The sequence below is a fragment of the Citrobacter sp. CK199 genome, from assembly GCF_030333285.1.
GTDB lineage: Bacteria > Pseudomonadota > Gammaproteobacteria > Enterobacterales > Enterobacteriaceae > Citrobacter_B > Citrobacter_B koseri.
This window is the reverse complement of the sequence record NZ_JAOWGF010000028.1, coordinates 536669-554945: the sequence shown is the minus strand read 5'-3', so window position 1 is coordinate 554945 and position 18277 is coordinate 536669. Positions and strand designations below refer to the sequence as shown.

Genomic DNA, 18277 nt, shown 5'->3' with positions numbered 1-18277 from the left:
CATGACGCAATTTAATCCTGTCGATCATCCACATCGCCGTTTTAACCCGCTAACCGGACAGTGGATTCTGGTTTCACCGCATCGCGCAAAGCGCCCCTGGCAGGGGGCGCAGGAAACGCCATCTCAGCAGGCGCTTCCCGCCCATGACCCGGACTGCTTCCTGTGCGCGGGCAATACGCGCGTAACCGGAGATAAAAACCCGGATTACACCGGCACCTATGTCTTTACAAATGACTTTGCCGCGCTGATGTCTGACACCCCGGACGCGCCGGACAGCCATGACCCGTTAATGCGTTGCCAGAGCGCCCGCGGCACCAGCCGCGTGATCTGCTTTTCTCCCGATCACAGCAAGACGCTGCCGGAACTGAGCCTCCCCGCGCTGACCGACATCATCAAAACCTGGCAAGAACAGACTGCCGATCTGGGAAAAATCTACCCCTGGGTGCAGGTTTTTGAGAATAAAGGCGCGGCGATGGGCTGCTCCAACCCGCATCCGCACGGCCAGATTTGGGCCAACAGCTTCCTGCCGAACGAAGCCGAGCGTGAAGATCGTTTGCAAAAAGCCTACTTCGCCGAGCATCACTCCCCAATGCTGGTGGATTATGCGCAGCGCGAACTGGCGGACGGCAGCCGTACGGTGGTTGAAACCGAGCACTGGCTGGCGGTCGTGCCTTACTGGGCAGCCTGGCCGTTTGAAACGCTGCTGCTGCCCAAAGCGCATGTGCTGCGCATTACCGATTTGACCGACGATCAGCGCGACTCCCTGGCGCTGGCGCTGAAAAAGCTGACCAGTCGTTATGACAACCTGTTCCAGTGCTCCTTCCCCTACTCCATGGGCTGGCACGGCGCGCCGTTTAACGGTGAAGAGAACGGGCACTGGCAGCTACACGCGCACTTTTATCCACCGCTGCTGCGTTCCGCGACCGTCCGTAAATTTATGGTCGGTTATGAAATGCTGGCGGAGACCCAGCGCGATCTGACGGCAGAACAAGCGGCGGAGCGTCTGCGCGCGGTCAGCGACATTCATTTTCGCGAATCAGGAGTTTAAATAATGAGTCTGAAAGAGAAAACACAATCTCTGTTTGCAGAAATTTTCGGCTACCCTGCTACCCACACCATTCAGGCGCCTGGTCGCGTCAATCTGATCGGCGAGCACACCGATTACAACGACGGCTTCGTGCTGCCTTGCGCTATCGACTACCAGACGGTGATTAGCTGCGCCACGCGTGACGATCGCAAAGTGCGCGTGATTGCGGCTGACTACGACAACCAGGTTGATGAATTCTCCCTTGATGCGCCGATCGTTACCCACGACAGCCAGCAGTGGTCAAACTACGTGCGCGGCGTGGTGAAGCATCTGCAAAAACGAAATAACGCATTTGGCGGCGCGGATCTGGTTATCAGCGGCAACGTGCCGCAGGGCGCGGGACTCAGTTCTTCTGCGTCGCTGGAAGTCGCGGTCGGCACCGTATTCCAGCAGTTGTACCACCTGCCGCTGGATGGCGCGCAAATCGCGCTCAACGGCCAGGAAGCGGAGAATCAGTTCGTCGGCTGTAACTGCGGCATTATGGATCAGCTGATCTCCGCGCTGGGTAAAAAAGATCATGCCCTGCTGATTGACTGCCGCACGCTGGGTACGAAAGCGGTTTCCATGCCGGAAGGCGTGGCGGTGGTGATCATCAACAGTAACTTTAAACGTACGCTGGTGGGCAGCGAGTACAATACCCGTCGCGAGCAGTGTGAAACGGGCGCGCGTTTCTTCCAGCAACCGGCGTTGCGCGATGTCAGCCTTGCGGCGTTCAACGCGGTGGCCAACGAGCTGGACCCGATTGTCGCCAAACGTGTTCGCCACGTACTGACCGAAAACGCCCGTACCGTTGAAGCCGCCAGCGCGCTGGAGAAAGGCGACCTGAAACGCATGGGTGAATTGATGGCGGAATCTCACGCCTCAATGCGCGATGACTTCGAAATCACCGTCCCGCAGATCGACACGCTGGTCGAAATTGTGAAAGCGACCATCGGCGATAAAGGCGGCGTACGCATGACCGGCGGCGGCTTCGGCGGCTGCGTCGTCGCGTTGATCCCGGAAGCGCTGGTTCCTGCCGTACAGCAGGCCGTAGCCACGCAGTATGAAGCGAAAACCGGAATCAAAGAAACGTTTTACGTATGCAAACCCTCACAAGGAGCCGGACAGTGCTAAACGAAACGCCCGCACTGGCGCCCGATGGTCAGCCGTACCGCCTGCTCACCCTGCGCAACGATGCAGGGATGGTGGTCACGCTGATGGACTGGGGCGCCACACTACTTTCCGCCCGTATCCCGCTAACCGATGGCAGCGTCCGTGAAGCGTTGCTGGGGTGCGCCAGCCCGGAATATTACCAGGATCAGGCCGCCTTTCTTGGTGCATCGATTGGCCGCTACGCCAATCGCATTGCCAACAGCCGTTACACCTGGGCGGGTGAAACCGTCAGTCTGCTGCCGAGCCAGGGTGAAAACCAACTGCACGGCGGGCCGGACGGCTTTGACAAACGTCGCTGGCAGATAGTCAACCAGAACGATCGTCAGGTGCTGTTTGCACTGACGTCTGACGATGGCGATCAGGGCTTCCCCGGCCATCTCTGCGCCACCGCGCAGTATCGTCTCACCAACGATAACCGAATCTCCATTACCTATCGAGCGACGGTAGATAAGCCCTGCCCGGTGAACCTGACCAATCACGTCTACTTTAACCTGGACGGCGAGCAGTCAGACGTACGCCAGCACAAGCTACAGATTCTGGCTGATACGTACCTGCCGGTTGATGAAAGTGGTATTCCACTCGACTGGCTGAAATCCGTTGCCGGAACCTCGTTCGACTTCCGCAGCGCAAAAACCATCGCCAGCGCGTTTCTTGCCGATGACGATCAGCGCAAGGTAAAAGGTTACGATCACGCCTTCTTATTGCAGACCAAAGGTGATGCCAGCCAGCCAGCCGCGCATCTGTGGTCGCAGGATGAGAAATTGCAGATGAAGGTTTATACCTCCGCTCCGGCGCTGCAATTCTATTCCGGCAACTATCTGGGCGGCACGCCGTCACGCGGGCCTGAACCTTATGCCGACTGGCAAGGCCTGGCGCTGGAAAGCGAATTTCTGCCAGACAGCCCGAACCACCCGGAATGGCCGCAACCTGACTGCGTGTTGCATCCCGGCGACGAGTACGCCAGCCTGACGGAATATCAGTTTATTCCGGCCTGACGATGAGCCATAACAGGCCCGATGGTGCCAGCTATCGGGCCTGTGGCGCGTCGCTTTGCTCAAATCCCCACCACTCAAAGACAAAATCGCAACTCCGGGTTCACAAGAACCTTACACTGCGTCACTATTTTCGCTATGGTTATGCGTAAGCGTTGCCGCTGACCTGTCACGGCAATATAATGAGAATTATTATCATTCAATAAAGCTTGAGGAGTGAGAGTATGGCTGTAACTAAGCTGGTTCTGGTACGTCACGGCGAAAGTCAGTGGAACAACGAAAACCGTTTCACCGGTTGGTACGATGTTGACCTGTCCGAGAAAGGCGTGGGTGAAGCAAAAGCGGCAGGTAAACTGCTGAAAGAGGAAGGCTATAGCTTCGATTTTGCTTATACCTCCGTGCTGAAACGTGCCATCCACACGCTGTGGAACGTCCTGGACGAACTGGATCAGGCCTGGCTGCCGGTTGAGAAATCCTGGAAGCTGAACGAACGTCACTACGGCGCACTACAGGGTCTGAACAAAGCGGAAACCGCTGAAAAATACGGTGATGAGCAGGTTAAACAGTGGCGTCGCGGTTTTGCCGTAACCCCGCCGGAGCTGACCAAAGATGACGAGCGTTACCCGGGCCACGATCCGCGTTATGCGCAACTGACCGAGAAAGAGCTACCGCTGACTGAAAGCCTGGCGCTGACTATCGATCGCGTGATCCCTTACTGGAACGAAACCATTCTGCCGCGCATGAAAAGCGGTGAGCGCATCATCATCGCCGCTCACGGTAACTCTCTGCGTGCGCTGGTGAAATACCTGGATAACATGAGCGAAGAAGAGATTCTCGAACTGAACATCCCGACCGGTGTACCGCTGGTGTACGAGTTCGACGAAAACTTCAAACCGATCAAACATTACTATCTGGGTAACGCTGACGAGATCGCGGCAAAAGCGGCGGCCGTAGCGAACCAGGGTAAAGCGAAGTAATCTGATTTGCCTGATGGCGCTTCGCTTATCGGGCCTACGGGTTGGCAATGTGCGTCCCGTAGGCCCGATAAGCGAAGCGCCATCCGGCAATACATGCACTTAAACCCCGATAACCCCGTCGAGCACCACCTGCGCCCTGCCCTGTGAACAACGTTCCACACGACCCCGAACGTTATACACTTCCGCCAGGCTTTCTGCGGTAATAACCGCTTCCGGCGCGCCGCTGGCCACCAGTTTGCCCTCCTTCAGCATCAGCACATGTTCGCTGTGGCGTAGCGCGATATTAATGTCATGCACCACCACAACCGTCACCATATTGCGCGCCCGCGTTTCCCGCGCGATCAGATCCATAACGTGAAACTGATAGTTCAGATCCAGCGCGCTAAGCGGCTCGTCCAGCAACAAAAGTTCCGGGTAGCGAATCAGCGACTGCGCCAGCCCCACCAGTTGCCGCTGGCCGCCGGAAAGCTGGTCAAGATAGTGCAGCGCCAGATGCGCAATGCCGAGTTGATCCAGGATTGCCAGCACCTGCGAGTGGCTGTTCGCGCCATCCCGCCCGCCGGACGCCCGCTGCGCCACGATAATTGACTCCAGCACATGCAGATGTACGCCCTGCGGCAGCGACTGAGGTAAAAACACCACCTTTTCCGCACGCCGGGCAAACGGCAGCGACATCAGGTTCTCACCGTCCAGCATGACCTCGCCACGGGCTTTATTCAGCCCGGCCAGCGCGCGTAATAACGTTGATTTCCCGCAGCCGTTCGGCCCCAGCAGAACGGTAATTTTACCGCGCGGCAGCTCAGGCACGCTGAGATCGCGAATAACCGGATGTTTCGGGTAACCGGCGCTTATTCCCTTGAGGATCAACCCGCTCATGACATGCTCCCCCGGTGGCGCAAAATAATGCTCAGGAAGAACGGCACACCCACCAGCGACGTTACGATGCCTACCGGGATGATCACCCCAGGAACAATATTCTTCGACGCGATCGAGGCTAGAGACAGCACCAGCCCCCCCGTCAACACGCTGCCCGGCAGATAGAACCGGTGATCTTCACCAAACAGCATTCGCGCAATGTGCGGCGCGACCAGACCGATAAAACCGATTGGCCCGACAAACGCCACCGACAGCGCCGATAGCAGGCTGATGCGCAGCAGCGATGACAGGCGCAGGCGCCGCACGTCAATGCCAAAACTCATCGCCCGATCTTCCCCCAACCGCAGCGCCGTCAATTGCCAGGCGCTACGCATCGACCACGGCAGCACAATGGCAAACACCAACGCCAGCACGCCGAGCTTTTCCCACGACGCGCGCGCCAGGCTGCCCATCGTCCAGAACACCAGCCCCTGTAGCGTGTCCTCATCGGCAACGAACTGCATCATCGACACCAGCGCATTAAAGGTAAACACCAGCGCGATACCGAACAGCACCACGCCAGAGGTCGCCACGCGCGTCCAGCGAGTAATCCCGTCCAGCAGCAGGGCGGACAGCAGCGCAAAAGCAAAGGCATTCGCGGGAATAAACCAGGCGGCAGGAACGCCGGGAATGCCGATACCCAACACGATCGCCAGCGCAGCGCCAAAGGCTGCTGCGGAAGAAACGCCCAGCGTGAACGGACTCGCCAGCGGGTTGTTCAGGATCGTCTGCATTTCGGCGCCCGCCAACCCCAAAGCCATTCCCACCAGTAACGCCATCAGCGCATAGGGTAAACGGATATCCCAGACGATAACGCGCGTCCCCGCATTAACGCTTGCCGGGTGCAGCAGCGTTTGCCAGAGCTCGCCGAGCGACAGACCAGACGGGCCAAGCGTAGAGTCCAGCACCAGCGAGGCGACTATCGCCGCAATAATCAGCAGCGCCAGCATCAACCGCTTGCGTACCACAAGACGGTAGCGATCGTCGATCGACGGAGCATTAGCGGATAGCGACATAACGTTCCTTACCTGTAGAGTCATTTCGGCGGATTGAGCACATCGCTAATCTGCGCGTCGCTGAGTGTAATGCCAAAGAAGTCCTGGTAAAAGCGGCGGGTCTCCTTGCGCATATCCACATCGGCAAAGCGCTGCGGGTAGAGCGTTTTTGCCAGCCAGAGGAATTGTAACGCCTCTTCGCTGGTCTCCCGACACCACCAGAACATCCCTTTCGGGTTCACATACACGCGATGATGAATCACGGCATCCACCTGCGCCCACTGGGGAGAAGTCAGGATGGCATCCGCATCCCGCTTATTCATGGCGACAATCACCGCCGGATTTGCCGCGACAATCTGCTCAAGAGCAACTTCCCCCGTCCGGTTTTGCTTGTGGCTAAACCAGCGCTCGGCGACGTTTTTTGCACCGGCCAGATCCATCCAGTCCTGATTAAGCGACGGCCTGCCGGAAGTGGTCAGCGGATTGCCCATGCTGTGATAGAGGGTCATTCGCTGATCTTCAGGAAGATCGCTTAAGCGCGCCTTTACCCGCTCCACATTGCGGTCAAAATACTGCTGATACCGCTGCGCTTTATCCTGCGCATCCGGCCCCAGCACCTCCGCTGTTTTATGCACCCGGGCGGTCAGCGCCTGCATGGAGTTCGCCTCAAACGCCAGTACGCGCACCCCCGCCTGCTGGAGCAGCGACGCCCTCGGCACCGTCATCGATTTTGGCACAAACAGCAGTTGCGTACCGAGCGAGATGATCTGCTCCGGGTCCAGTTCGTGACCGCTGTTGACGCTGACAACGGCGACATTCTCAATACGCGGCAGACTCTGGCGAAAAAGCGGAATCGTCTTTGCAATCATCGACGTGCCAACAATATTATCGCCATACCCCAGCATGGTGATGATGGTGTTTTGCGCCGGCCACGGCGAAGCGATGCGCACATCGTTGTGCGGCTGCGCGGCAAACAGGCTCCCCGCCACCAGCCAGGCCAGCGCGGGGAAAATGCGGGTTAGCGTCATGACTCCATCCTTTAAAAATCAAACGTGACGGAGGCGCGAACTTCACGCCCGCTGCCGATAAAGGCGCTGGGTGAACCGTTATCGCCATCGGTGCCTGACGGGAAGATTGATGCCCAGTAGTGTTTATCGAACACGTTGTTAACCACCACGCGGAAGGTGGTCGGCACGTTGCTGATTTTCGTGGTGTAGCGGGTGCCCAGGTCCCAGGTGGTGTAGCTGCTGGCCCATGCGGTGTTGGTATCGTTGGCGGCACGCTTGCCGGTATAGTGAACGTTAGCGCTGTATACCCATTCCGGCATCGACGGTAAGCTGTACTCCGCCAGCACGTTCGCCTGTACTTTCGGTACGCCTACCACCCGTTTATCGCTGGTGGTATCGCTCACCGTATCTTTCAGTTTCGGATCGAGGAGCGTCACGCCGCTGTAGATATTCAGCCCTTGCCAGACATTACCGGAGGCCGTCAATTCCAGACCGTTATTGACCTGGTTCCCCTGTTCCTTATAGACGTTATCGCCGGGATCGACATAGGCAAATGGACGCTCAAGACGGAACAGCGCCGCCCCCAGATTCATCCCGGAGACATCGGCTTTTAGCCCCATCTCATATTGTTTGCTGCGATACGGGTCGAGGGTTTGCCCGGCATTTTTCACGTCGCTATTGGTTGGCGCCGTCCCGCCCTGTTCCAGCGACTCCGCATAGCTGACGTAGGCCATCACATTCGGGGTGATTTTATACATCAACGCCGCATTCGGGCTTAAACCGTTCTCATCAATCTGGCCGGTTTTATGACCGCTTTTATTGTAGTTCTGCGACTGAATCCAGCTCTGGCTCAAGTAGAACATCGCCGACCATTTCGGCGTGAAAGTCACGGTATCCCCAAGGGTAATGCTCTGTTGCGTGTTGACGCTGGATTTATAACGATCCCCACCGGTTATGATTTTGCCATCGCCCTTTTCGTACATCTCAGAGGGGTGGTACATATTGGTGGTGTCCCAGCTATAAGACGGCCCCGTCCCTTTCGCACTGTACAGCGACCAGACATAACCGGTGGTCGAGAGCGCAATATCATGCCCGACAGAACCGGTATCAACATGACCGTTAAGCGTGGCGGTATTGCTCAGTACGCGAAAACGTCCTGCGGCAGTAGAGTCTTTCAGCGAACGGCTGATATCGCCCTGGTTATTGATAATTTTGCTGGATACGTTACGCATCGCACGATCCGCCTGCTGCCAGCCAACGCCTGCCGTTACGGACCAGTCATCATTGAGATAATGAATAAGACGCGTGCTCACCGTGTCGGTTGTCAGATCGTTCCCGGCCGTGCTGAGCGCCAGATTTTTATCTTTGGGATCGGGTGCGGAAGGTAGTTTAATGTTCGGGCCATAGCTGAAGCTTCCCGGATAGCCTTTTTGAATAAACTCATAGTGGCTGGCATCCAGCTGCAATTGCGTGCCTGGCTGAATATTCCAGTCCAGCGCCACGGAAAGCAACTTACGGCGCAGCGTACTGTCATCCAGATTCCCTTCACCTTCCTGATTTAGCACATTCACGCGATAGCCAAAACGGTTGTCATCATCAATGTGTCCGCCCAAATCGACATGCCCGGTAAAGGCGCTCCGGCTTTGATAACCCAGAGTGACTTTGCGCAGCGTCTCTTCCGTTGGGCGTTTGGCGACAAAATTAAACTGCCCGGCCGGACTTGCCGGGCCGTACAGCGCGCCGGTCAGGCTGTTGAGCACATCCAGGCGTTCCAGCATCTCAACGGGGAAAGCGGTGGTTGAGACGATGTTCAACCCATCCAGGCGGCTGTTGGCAACCACGCTGCCCTGCATCCCCCGGCTCTGCGGTCTGCCGACATCCATGCCGCCGCGCGCCTGCATTTGTGTGCTGGGCGAGTATTTCAGCAGTTCGCTCACGCTTTGCGCCTGCTGGTTCTCAATCATCTCTTTGGTGACGGTCGTGGTCGAATACGGTGTATCAACCCAGGCTTTATTGCCCAGCGGCCCGACATCGATATCATTGGTTTTGAATCCAGCGCCGGAAGCGGCATGCGTGGTATCGGCAGAAGGCTGGCTGGTGACGATAATTTCATCTTCAGAGGTGTTTGCCGCATGTGCGCTGTGCGGCGCCAGGGAAATGAGAAGAGGCAACAGCGTTGCCAGTTGAGTGGGCTTATTCATTTGTATTATCAATCGTTATGTAAAAATTTATATTACGACCGATATAAGTGTAAAAAGTTGATCACGATCACATCAAAACTTTTAAACAAAGAACTAACTCTTTTGGATTACAAACAGTTAGTAGAAAAAAACCGGCCTGATTTGCCGGTTTTTCAATTGCGCAACGTGCGTTGGCAGGAGGAATTATCCGCGACGGGCTTTCACCGCATTCGACAACTGACGCAGCAGCGCATCCGTATCTTCCCAGCCGATGCAGGCGTCGGTAACACTCTTACCGTAGGTCAGCGGTTCGCCGCTTTCCAGGCTCTGATTACCTTCCACCAGATGGCTTTCCACCATCACGCCAATGATCGCGTTTTCGCCACGCGCAATCTGCTGGCAAACATCCGCACAAACGTCCATCTGCTTTTTAAACTGTTTGGAGGAGTTCGCATGGCTGAAATCGATCATAACCTGCGGCGCAAGCCCCGCTTTAGCAAGACCTTCTTTTACTTCTGCCACATGTTGCGCGCTGTAGTTTGGCTCTTTGCCTCCACGCAGAATAATGTGGCAGTCGCCGTTGCCGCTGGTATTCACAATGGCGGAGTGCCCCCACTTAGTGACGGAGAGGAAGCAGTGAGGCGCACCGGCGGCATTGATGGCGTCAATCGCTACTTTGATGGTGCCGTCGGTGCCATTTTTAAAGCCGACCGGGCAGGAAAGACCAGAGGCCAGCTCGCGGTGTACCTGAGACTCCGTGGTACGTGCGCCAATCGCGCCCCAGCTCATCAGATCCGCCAGGTATTGCGGGGTGATCATATCAAGAAACTCACCCGCAGCAGGTAATCCGCTGTCGTTAATGTCGAGCAATAGCTTGCGGGCAATACGCAGGCCATCGTTAATCTGGAAGCTGTTATCCATATGCGGATCGTTGATCAGCCCTTTCCAGCCCACCGTGGTGCGCGGTTTTTCAAAATAGACGCGCATGACAATTTCAAGCTCGCCTTTTAGCTCTTCACGCAGCGTCATTAAACGAGCGGCATACTCTTTGGCGGCAACCGGATCATGAATTGAGCACGGCCCAATCACCACCAGCAGGCGATCGTCATTCCCTTTCAGGATTTTATGAATCGCTTTGCGGGCATGGGCAACGGTGTTTGCTGCATTCTCTGTAGCGGGAAATTTTTCAAGGAGTGCGACTGGCGGTAATAACTCGTTGATCTCTTTAATACGTAAATCGTCGTTCTGATAATTCATGATTATTCCAGTGTTGCCATACTTATCTAATTAAATGCAATCCCTTCAATCTATCTCTTTGGCTAAAAAGTGTAAACTGACTTTTACACTTCGAACGGACTAATCCTGGAATTAGGAAAAAAAACGCCAGAAAGTAGCGAAAAACGAGATCTAACCTACAATTTTTAACTGCAAACACTCTTTTTGTGAGTTTTTTTAAGATTCTCTGCTGGGCTAAATCGCCAGTGCGGGATCTTTAACCCCTCTCTGAGATTTTACTGGCACATGCACTGTTGGAAGAGTTATCCGACATATCGACCATAACAGGAGCATCTTATGAAAATGACAAAACTGGCCACACTTTTTCTTACTGCCATACTCAGCCTTGCCAGTGGCGCAGCGTTGGCCGCTGACGCGAATACGCAGTCCAACAACGGACAGGCAAACTCTTCGGCGGATGCCGGACAGGTCGCCCCTGACGCCCGCGAAAACATCGCGCCAAACAATGTGGACAACAGCCAGATTAATTCCGGCGGCACCATGCTTCACCCGGATGGCTCATCAATGAACCACGACGGCATGACCTCCGATGAAGTGCATAAAAACACCATGTGTAAGGACGGCCGCTGCCCGGACGTGAATAAGAAAGTGGAGACCGGCGACGGCATCAACAACGACGTTGATACTAAAACCGATGGCACCACGCAGTAAGCCTGAAAAAAGGCCAGGTAACGGGAGAGCTGACGCTCTCCTTTTTATTTTGTCAGCCCAAAACTTGTATGATGTCATACAGTAATAATGAAAATAACAAAGGGATGACACGATGGCACATTCACACTCTCATACTGCTTCGCATCTGCCGGAAGATAAGAACGCGCGTCGGTTGCTGTTCGCATTTTGTGTCACCGCCGGATTTATGCTGGTTGAAGTGGTGGGCGGCATTCTTTCAGGATCGCTGGCGCTGCTGGCCGATGCCGGGCATATGCTTACCGATGCCGCAGCCCTGTTGTTCGCTCTGATGGCCGTACAGTTTTCCCGTCGTCCTCCAACCATTCGCCACACTTTCGGCTGGCTGAGACTGACAACGCTGGCCGCGTTTGTTAACGCCATCGCATTAGTGGTGATTACTCTTTTAATCGTCTGGGAAGCCATTCAGCGCTTCTATACGCCACGCCCTGTCGCAGGCGGCATGATGATGACTATCGCAGTGGCGGGTTTGCTCGCCAACGTGTTCGCGTTCTGGCTCCTGCACCGGGGGAATGAAGAAAAAAACCTCAATGTGCGTGCCGCCGCGCTGCATGTGATGGGGGATTTACTGGGATCGGTCGGCGCCATTTTTGCCGCACTGATTATCATCTGGACAGGCTGGACGCCAGCGGACCCAATTCTCTCGATCCTGGTTTCCATACTGGTGTTACGCAGCGCCTGGCGTCTGTTAAAAGACAGCGTAAATGAATTACTGGAAGGCGCGCCGGTTTCGCTGGATATCGCGGCGTTGCGTCGCCATCTCAGCCGGGGTATTCCCGAAGTACGCAATGTGCATCACGTCCATGTCTGGATGATAGGAGAAAAACCCGTGATGACGCTGCATGTGCAGGTGATCCCGCCGCACGATCATGACGCGTTGCTGGCGCGCATCCAGCATTTCCTGATTCACCATTACCAGATTGAGCACGCCACCATTCAGATGGAATATCAGCCGTGCAACGGGCCGGACTGCCACCTGAATCAGGGGCTATCCGGCCATTCGCATCATCACCACTAACTGGAAAGCGCGTGTGAGCCTCGTTCGCGCGCGCTGTTGATCCACATCCGGCTGCCATTCAGGGCGATGAAGGTCAGGATCAGATACTCCAGCGACATCGCATAGACGCCTTGCAGTGCGAAGATCACCACGCTTATCACGTTGATAATCACCCACAGCAGCCAGTTTTCGACGTACTTGCGCGTCATCAGGATCATCGCCACAATCGACAGCACCATCATGCAGGAGTCCCAGAACGGGAAGGCATCAGGCTGCAATTCCGGTACGGCGACCGACAATCCCAGCGCCTGCATCAGGTTGACGGCGACGCGAGTCAGGAAAGCAAATACCGGATCGATATACGCGGTCATCAGACCTATCGCCACCACGCATACCGCCAGCCAGGCCAGCGCTTTTGGCAGCGGCAGCCAGCGAATTTTCAATTCAATCTCATGCTGGCTTGTTTTGCGGGACCAGGCATACCAGCCGTAAATATTGGCGGCAAAGAAAAATACCTGAAGCAACAGGCTGGCGTAGAGTTGGATCTGAAAAAAGATGATCGCGAATAGCGTCACGTTAATCAGGCCGAAAAAATAGTTGCTGATCTTTTCCAGGCTGGCAAGCCCGATACACAGCAAACCCGCAACGGTGCCGACAGCTTCAATCCATGACAGGTCGTAACCGCCAGCGCCAATTGGAATATGAACCAGAATGTTCTGTGTGCTAAAAAAATCCATCTTTCCCCCAGAGCGTTTTACGTTTTACGCTCGTAGTGTAGCCGCAAATTCCAGCATACGGTTGAGCGGCAGCAGCGCCCCTTCTCGCAACGCCTGGTCAACGTGAATCTCATGGGCCTGCCCGCCCTGCTCTAACCCCTCAGCAATCGCCTTAAGGCCGTTCATCGCCATCCACGGACAATGCGCGCAGCTACGGCAGGTCGCCCCTTCTCCGGCTGTCGGCGCTTCAAGCAACTCTTTATCAGGCACCGCCTGCTGCATTTTATAGAAAATTCCCCGGTCGGTCGCCACAATAAGCTGCTTATGCGGCAGCGTGCGGGCGGCATTAATCAGCTGGCTGGTAGACCCGACGGCATCCGCCATATCGACAATCGATTGTGGCGACTCAGGATGCACCAGCACGGCGGCATCCGGGTACAAACCTTTCATCCGGGTCAACGCCTGGGTTTTAAATTCATCATGAACGATACAGGCCCCCTGCCAGCAGAGCACATCCGCGCCGGTCTGCTTTTGCACGTAATGTCCCAGGTGGCGATCCGGCGCCCAGATAATTTTCTCGCCCAGACTGTCCAGATGTTCAATCAGTTCAACGGCGATACTGGAGGTAACAACCCAGTCAGCGCGGGCTTTGACGGCAGCAGACGTGTTGGCGTAAACCACTACCGTGCGATCCGGGTGGGCGTCGCAAAACGCGCTAAATTCGTCAATCGGACAACCCAGATCCAGCGAGCATTCCGCCTGTAGAGTCGGCATCAGGATGGTTTTTTCCGGGCTGAGAATTTTGGCCGTCTCGCCCATAAAACGGACGCCAGCGACCAGCAACGTGGAGGCAGGATGTTTCGCGCCAAATCGCGCCATCTCCAGCGAGTCGGAAATGCATCCTCCGGTTTCTTCAGCCAGTTGCTGGATTTCGGGATCGGTGTAATAGTGCGCCACCATGACGGCATCGCGCGCTTTCAGCAGACGTTTGATTTTCTCGCGGTAGAATTGCTTTTCATCCACGCTTAGCGGGGTCGGTTTCGGCGGAAACGGATAGATTGCGGCTTCCGGGTCAAACATTACGCTCATCATGCTTTCTCGTTTTACTGGCTTAACGAAATAACCGATATAAAGCGTAACCCACGCCACAATCGGTTAAATTTGTTTTATATGCTAAACAAGATAGCCGATTGGCTGGCAAAAGTCACAACAATTGCGCTTGATAATGCCGGATGGCGGCGCAAGCGCCTTATCCGGCCTACGGGTCGCCGACTGACATCTTATCCGACCTGGACGAGTGTATCGCTGTAGGCCTGATAAGCGCAGCGCCATCAGGCACAAATTCTGCGCATAGCAAAAAGGCGCCTTTAGGGCGCCTTTTTACATTGGTGGGTCGTGCAGGATGACTCGGCTTCGCCTCGCCCTTCGGGCCGTTGCTGACGCAACGTTATCCTTCACGTTTAACATCTGAGTGCAATGTTAAAATTGGTGGGTCGTGCAGGATTCGAACCTGCGACCAATTGATTAAAAGTCAACTGCTCTACCAACTGAGCTAACGACCCCTTGCGGGATTTTACTGCTTAATCATTCAGGATGGTGGGTCGTGCAGGATGACTCGGCTTCGCCTCGCCCTTCGGGCCGTTGCTGACGCAACGTTATCCTTCACGTTCTCTACCAGTAACCACCTTTAAAACTGGTGGGTCGTGCAGGATTCGAACCTGCGACCAATTGATTAAAAGTCAACTGCTCTACCAACTGAGCTAACGACCCATACGGGTGTTACCTGAAAGATTTTACTCGGCACCAATTTTTAAATTGGTGGGTCGTGCAGGATTCGAACCTGCGACCAATTGATTAAAAGTCAACTGCTCTACCAACTGAGCTAACGACCCCTTGCGGGATTTTACTGCTTAATCATTCAGGATGGTGGGTCGTGCAGGATGACTCGGCTTCGCCTCGCCCTTCGGGCCGTTGCTGACGCAACGTTATCCTTCACGTTCTCTACCAGTAACCACCTTTAAAACTGGTGGGTCGTGCAGGATTCGAACCTGCGACCAATTGATTAAAAGTCAACTGCTCTACCAACTGAGCTAACGACCCATACGGGTGTTACCTGAAAGATTTTACTCGGCACCAATTTTTAAATTGGTGGGTCGTGCAGGATTCGAACCTGCGACCAATTGATTAAAAGTCAACTGCTCTACCAACTGAGCTAACGACCCGAGTGGTGGGTGATGACGGGATCGAACCGCCGACCCCCTCCTTGTAAGGGAGGTGCTCTCCCAGCTGAGCTAATCACCCGATACTACGCTGGTAAGATGTTTCCATCTTTAAAGTGGTGGGTCGTGCAGGATTCGAACCTGCGACCAATTGATTAAAAGTCAACTGCTCTACCAACTGAGCTAACGACCCACTTTTGCGCTGCTTTCGGTTTGTTTGATATCCCCTGGCAACGGCGGCATATATTACTGATTTCAGATTTCAGCGCAACAAAAATTTCGATGTAGATCACTCAACTGCTTAGGAATCGCACGACGAGACCAGAAATAACGCGATTTCTGGTCGCGTGGTGTGCATTACATCGCGTTAAGACGTTTTTGCGCTTGTTTTGCGCCATCAGTGCCAGGGTATTTACTGATAACCTGCTGATAAACCGCTTTGGCTTTTGCCGCGTCGCCTTTGTCCTGCATGATGACGCCGACTTTGTACATCGCGTCAGCCGCTTTTGGTGACTTCGGGTAGTTTTTGACTACCGAGGCAAAATAAAATGCGGCATCATCTTTTTTACCCTTGTTGTAATTCAACTGGCCGAGCCAGTAATTGGCATTCGGCTGATAAGTTGAGTCCGGGTATTTTTTGATGAAGTTCTGAAACGCCACAATCGCATCATCCTGGCGGGACTTATCCTGCACCAGAGCAATTGCCGCATTGTAATCGGTATTGGCGTCGCCGCTTTGTACCGGCGCGCCTGACGTCGCCGCGCCCGCGCCAGGCGCAGGTGTTGCGGTTGCCGCCCCGCTTTGCTCGCCGCCCGCCGATGGCGTCGCTGCGCTACCGCTGCTCAGACTGTCCATCTGTAGCAGGATCTGCTTCTGCCGTTCAACAACCTGATTCAGCTGATACTGGCTTTCCTGGATTTGACCACGCAGGGAATCAATATCGGACTGATTATCAGAGAGTTGTTGCTGGAGTTGGGTTAAAAGCTGGCTGTGAGCATTCGAAATACGCTCGAGTTGAGTGACGCGGTCTTCGACCGAGCCTGAGCCGACACTACTGATTGGCGCCTGAGCAAAAGCGGCCCAGGGGGCCGCTATGCCAACCAGTAACGACAGACTCAACAGGTGATGTCTGAAGTTACTGCTCATGCAATTCTCTTAGTAAACCAGTACGGCGCGACGGTTTTTAGCGTAAGCCGCTTCGTCGTGACCCAGTACTGCGGGTTTTTCTTTACCGTAAGAAACGATGGAGATCTGGTCAGCAGAAACGCCTTTACCCTGCAAGTACATCTTAACAGCGTTAGCACGGCGTTCGCCCAGGGAGATGTTGTACTCAGGAGTACCACGTTCGTCCGCATGACCTTCTACGGTGACTTTGTAAGACGGGTTGCTACGCAGGAAGTTAGCGTGCGCATCCAGCATTGCCGCGAAGTCAGAACGGATATCGTACTTGTCCAGATCGAAGTAAACGATGTTGTTCTGCTGCAATTGCTGCATCTGCAAACGCGCTTGCTCTTCAGAAGACATGTTGCCGCTGCCGTTCGCATCCATACCAGTGCCTGCACCCAGCATGCCTTCGCTGCCGTCATTGCTGGCGTTCTTGTTGGAAGAACATGCAGCAATTGCCATAACAGGCAGAGCGATCATCAGCCCTTTCAGCACTTTGTTCAGTTGCATTTCAATGATTCCTTTACTAATCAATTAATTATTATCACAGATACGGCGACCAGGCAGGGAATTTAACCTGACCATCAGTTGCCGGAAGACGCGCCTTGAAACGCCCATCTGTAGAAACCAAATTCAGCACGGATCCCATCCCCTGAGAAGAGCTGTAGATTACCATAGTGCCGTTAGGTGCCAGACTTGGCGTTTCATCCAGGAACGTTGACGACAGAACCTGTACGCCACCCGCTACCAGATCTTGTTTGGCAATGTGCTGCTGACCATTCGCCGAGCTTACCATTACCATAAATTTACCGTCGCTGCTCACATCCGCATCCTGGTTTTGCGAACCTTCCCAGGTGATACGCTGCGGAGCACCGCCGTTCACGTTAACTTTATACACCTGCGGACGACCGGCCTGGTCAGAGGTAAAGGCCAGGTTCTGGCTGTCCGGGAACCATGTTGGTTCGGTGTTGTTGCTGCGACCATCCGTCACCTGACGAATCTGACCAGAACCAATGTCCATCACATACAGGTTCAGGCTACCGGTTTTAGACAACGCAAACGCCAGTTTGCTGCCATCCGGCGAGAACGCAGGCGCGCCGTTGTGACGCGGGAACGACGCAACCTGACGCACAGCCCCGTTAGCCAGCGTCTGGATAACCAGCGCGGAACGACCGCTTTCGAAGGTCACGTAGGCCAGTTTAGAGCCGTCAGGAGACCACGCCGGAGACATCAGCGGCTGCGGAGAACGGTGAACCACGAACTGGTTGTAGCCATCGTAGTCAGACACGCGCAACTCATACGGGAACTGGCCGCCGTTAGTCTGCACTACGTAAGCGATACGGGTGCGGAATGCGCCCTTGATGCCGGTCAGCTTCTCAAACACTTCATCACTTGCAGTATGGCCAGCATAACGCAGCCACTGCTTGTTCACTTTGTAAGAGTTCTGCGCCAGTACAGTACCCGGTGCGCCGCCGGTGTCAACCAGCTGATAAGCAACATTGTAGGAACCGTCAGGATTCGGAGTCACCTGGCCGACAACAACCGCATCAATACCCAGCGCAGACCATGCCGCCGGCTGAACTTCTTGCGCCGTACCCGGCTGCTGCGGCAGACGAGAACGATCCAACGGATTGAATTTACCGCTGTTGCGCAGGTCAGCGCCAACGATGCCGCCAATATCTTCAGGCGCAGCTCCCGGCCCTGCCCACTGGAATGGCACAACGCCAATCGGGCGCGCCGAGTCCACCCCCTGGGTGATCTCGATACGTACTTCTGCGTGCAGCACCGCTGCCCACAGCATTAAGAAACCAAATGCTACTCGTAATGCCTGCTTCATCATATCTCCCTTATCCGGGCGGAAAGCCCACGATAATTTAGCAGAATGTTAACAAA

General features: G+C 55.0%; 16 protein-coding genes and 7 tRNA genes. 6 read left to right on the top strand and 17 right to left on the bottom strand.

The window, feature by feature from the left end:
• The first annotated feature begins 1 nt into the window (after position 1).
• The 4 genes from galT (at position 2) to gpmA (ending at position 4208) form a co-directional block, all read left to right on the top strand.
• The gene (gene galT, locus OGX75_RS17610; protein ID WP_286451403.1) at positions 2-1048 is read left to right on the top strand and encodes a galactose-1-phosphate uridylyltransferase; all 1047 of its coding nucleotides are present in this window, start codon (positions 2-4) and stop codon (positions 1046-1048) included.
• Between the two features lie 3 nt (positions 1049-1051).
• Entirely contained in the window at positions 1052-2200 is a 1149-nt protein-coding gene (gene galK, locus OGX75_RS17605) for a galactokinase (RefSeq protein ID WP_286451404.1), read from the top strand.
• Complete coding sequence (gene galM / locus OGX75_RS17600; protein WP_286451405.1) at positions 2194-3234, top strand: galactose-1-epimerase; 1041 nt, start codon at positions 2194-2196, stop codon at positions 3232-3234. The genes galK and galM overlap by 7 nt, the downstream gene beginning before the upstream one ends.
• A 221-nt stretch (positions 3235-3455) precedes the next feature.
• Positions 3456-4208, top strand: coding sequence for a 2,3-diphosphoglycerate-dependent phosphoglycerate mutase (gene gpmA, locus OGX75_RS17595; protein ID WP_012133230.1), 753 nt, complete (start codon positions 3456-3458; stop codon positions 4206-4208).
• 99 nt (positions 4209-4307) lie between these two features.
• Here gpmA and OGX75_RS17590 read toward each other — a convergent pair whose 3' ends face one another.
• The 5 genes from OGX75_RS17590 to aroG all read right to left on the bottom strand — a co-directional run bounded on the left by OGX75_RS17590 (position 4308) and on the right by aroG (position 10562).
• Entirely contained in the window at positions 4308-5084 is a 777-nt protein-coding gene (locus OGX75_RS17590; protein WP_012133231.1) for an ABC transporter ATP-binding protein, read from the bottom strand.
• Positions 5081-6163 carry a FecCD family ABC transporter permease gene (locus OGX75_RS17585; RefSeq protein ID WP_052194398.1) on the bottom strand — a complete coding sequence of 361 codons (1083 nt, stop codon included), beginning with the start codon at positions 6161-6163 and terminating at the stop codon, positions 5081-5083. Before OGX75_RS17585 ends, OGX75_RS17590 begins: the two co-directional genes overlap by 4 nt.
• The gene (locus OGX75_RS17580; protein ID WP_115181828.1) at positions 6160-7146 is read right to left on the bottom strand and encodes an ABC transporter substrate-binding protein; all 987 of its coding nucleotides are present in this window, start codon (positions 7144-7146) and stop codon (positions 6160-6162) included. The genes OGX75_RS17585 and OGX75_RS17580 overlap by 4 nt, the downstream gene beginning before the upstream one ends.
• 11 nt (positions 7147-7157) lie before the next feature.
• The gene (locus tag OGX75_RS17575) at positions 7158-9326 is read right to left on the bottom strand and encodes a TonB-dependent receptor (protein ID WP_198448348.1); all 2169 of its coding nucleotides are present in this window, start codon (positions 9324-9326) and stop codon (positions 7158-7160) included.
• Between the two features lie 183 nt (positions 9327-9509).
• Positions 9510-10562 carry a 3-deoxy-7-phosphoheptulonate synthase AroG gene (gene aroG / locus OGX75_RS17570; protein ID WP_012133235.1) on the bottom strand — a complete coding sequence of 351 codons (1053 nt, stop codon included), beginning with the start codon at positions 10560-10562 and terminating at the stop codon, positions 9510-9512.
• 315 nt (positions 10563-10877) lie between these two features.
• Here aroG and OGX75_RS17565 point away from each other — a divergent pair, with 315 nt between their 5' ends.
• Complete coding sequence (locus OGX75_RS17565; protein ID WP_110494523.1) at positions 10878-11252, top strand: YbgS-like family protein; 375 nt, start codon at positions 10878-10880, stop codon at positions 11250-11252.
• Between the two features lie 112 nt (positions 11253-11364).
• Positions 11365-12306 (top strand): CDF family zinc transporter ZitB, encoded by a 942-nt coding sequence (zitB, locus tag OGX75_RS17560; RefSeq protein ID WP_104868906.1) that lies wholly within the window; start codon positions 11365-11367, stop codon positions 12304-12306.
• On the opposite strand, the gene pnuC is transcribed toward zitB, so the two are convergent.
• The 12 genes from pnuC to tolB all read right to left on the bottom strand — a co-directional run bounded on the left by pnuC (position 12303) and on the right by tolB (position 18221).
• A complete protein-coding gene (pnuC, locus tag OGX75_RS17555; RefSeq protein WP_047458055.1) occupies positions 12303-13022 on the bottom strand; it encodes a nicotinamide riboside transporter PnuC in 720 nt (239 codons plus the stop codon). The genes zitB and pnuC overlap by 4 nt on opposite strands.
• A 24-nt stretch (positions 13023-13046) precedes the next feature.
• Entirely contained in the window at positions 13047-14090 is a 1044-nt protein-coding gene (nadA, locus tag OGX75_RS17550; protein WP_024130522.1) for a quinolinate synthase NadA, read from the bottom strand.
• 397 nt (positions 14091-14487) lie between these two features.
• A tRNA-Lys gene (locus OGX75_RS17545) sits at positions 14488-14563 on the bottom strand.
• A gap of 132 nt (positions 14564-14695) precedes the next feature.
• Positions 14696-14771 (bottom strand) — tRNA-Lys (locus OGX75_RS17540).
• A gap of 46 nt (positions 14772-14817) precedes the next feature.
• Positions 14818-14893: transfer RNA gene (locus tag OGX75_RS17535), tRNA-Lys, on the bottom strand.
• 132 nt (positions 14894-15025) lie between these two features.
• Positions 15026-15101, bottom strand: a tRNA-Lys gene (locus OGX75_RS17530).
• Positions 15102-15147: 46 nt separating this feature from the next.
• Positions 15148-15223: transfer RNA gene (locus tag OGX75_RS17525), tRNA-Lys, on the bottom strand.
• A gap of 3 nt (positions 15224-15226) precedes the next feature.
• Positions 15227-15302, bottom strand: a tRNA-Val gene (locus OGX75_RS17520).
• Between the two features lie 35 nt (positions 15303-15337).
• Positions 15338-15413, bottom strand: a tRNA-Lys gene (locus OGX75_RS17515).
• Positions 15414-15577: 164 nt separating this feature from the next.
• Positions 15578-16366, bottom strand: a complete 789-nt coding sequence (gene cpoB, locus OGX75_RS17510) for a cell division protein CpoB (RefSeq protein WP_012133241.1) — start codon at positions 16364-16366, stop codon at positions 15578-15580.
• A 9-nt stretch (positions 16367-16375) separates the two neighbouring features.
• Positions 16376-16894, bottom strand: coding sequence for a peptidoglycan-associated lipoprotein Pal (gene pal / locus OGX75_RS17505; protein ID WP_003022983.1), 519 nt, complete (start codon positions 16892-16894; stop codon positions 16376-16378).
• 34 nt (positions 16895-16928) lie between these two features.
• Complete coding sequence (gene tolB / locus OGX75_RS17500; RefSeq protein ID WP_024130523.1) at positions 16929-18221, bottom strand: Tol-Pal system beta propeller repeat protein TolB; 1293 nt, start codon at positions 18219-18221, stop codon at positions 16929-16931.
• Positions 18222-18277 lie beyond the last annotated feature (56 nt).

Bases quoted from the DNA above. Each gene is read 5' to 3' on its own strand.
- galT (WP_286451403.1), top strand. From the start codon at position 2: ATGACGCAATTTAATCCTGTCGATCATCCACATCGCCGTTTTAACCCG.
- galK (WP_286451404.1), top strand. From the start codon at position 1,052: ATGAGTCTGAAAGAGAAAACACAATCTCTGTTTGCAGAAATTTTCGGC.
- gpmA (WP_012133230.1), top strand. From the start codon at position 3,456: ATGGCTGTAACTAAGCTGGTTCTGGTACGTCACGGCGAAAGTCAGTGG.
- OGX75_RS17590 (WP_012133231.1), bottom strand. From the start codon at position 5,084: ATGAGCGGGTTGATCCTCAAGGGAATAAGCGCCGGTTACCCGAAACAT.
- OGX75_RS17585 (WP_052194398.1), bottom strand. From the start codon at position 6,163: ATGACTCTACAGGTAAGGAACGTTATGTCGCTATCCGCTAATGCTCCG.
- OGX75_RS17580 (WP_115181828.1), bottom strand. From the start codon at position 7,146: ATGACGCTAACCCGCATTTTCCCCGCGCTGGCCTGGCTGGTGGCGGGG.
- OGX75_RS17575 (WP_198448348.1), bottom strand. From the start codon at position 9,326: ATGAATAAGCCCACTCAACTGGCAACGCTGTTGCCTCTTCTCATTTCC.
- aroG (WP_012133235.1), bottom strand. From the start codon at position 10,562: ATGAATTATCAGAACGACGATTTACGTATTAAAGAGATCAACGAGTTA.
- OGX75_RS17565 (WP_110494523.1), top strand. From the start codon at position 10,878: ATGAAAATGACAAAACTGGCCACACTTTTTCTTACTGCCATACTCAGC.
- zitB (WP_104868906.1), top strand. From the start codon at position 11,365: ATGGCACATTCACACTCTCATACTGCTTCGCATCTGCCGGAAGATAAG.
- pnuC (WP_047458055.1), bottom strand. From the start codon at position 13,022: ATGGATTTTTTTAGCACACAGAACATTCTGGTTCATATTCCAATTGGC.
- nadA (WP_024130522.1), bottom strand. From the start codon at position 14,090: ATGAGCGTAATGTTTGACCCGGAAGCCGCAATCTATCCGTTTCCGCCG.
- cpoB (WP_012133241.1), bottom strand. From the start codon at position 16,366: ATGAGCAGTAACTTCAGACATCACCTGTTGAGTCTGTCGTTACTGGTT.
- pal (WP_003022983.1), bottom strand. From the start codon at position 16,894: ATGCAACTGAACAAAGTGCTGAAAGGGCTGATGATCGCTCTGCCTGTT.
- tolB (WP_024130523.1), bottom strand. From the start codon at position 18,221: ATGAAGCAGGCATTACGAGTAGCATTTGGTTTCTTAATGCTGTGGGCA.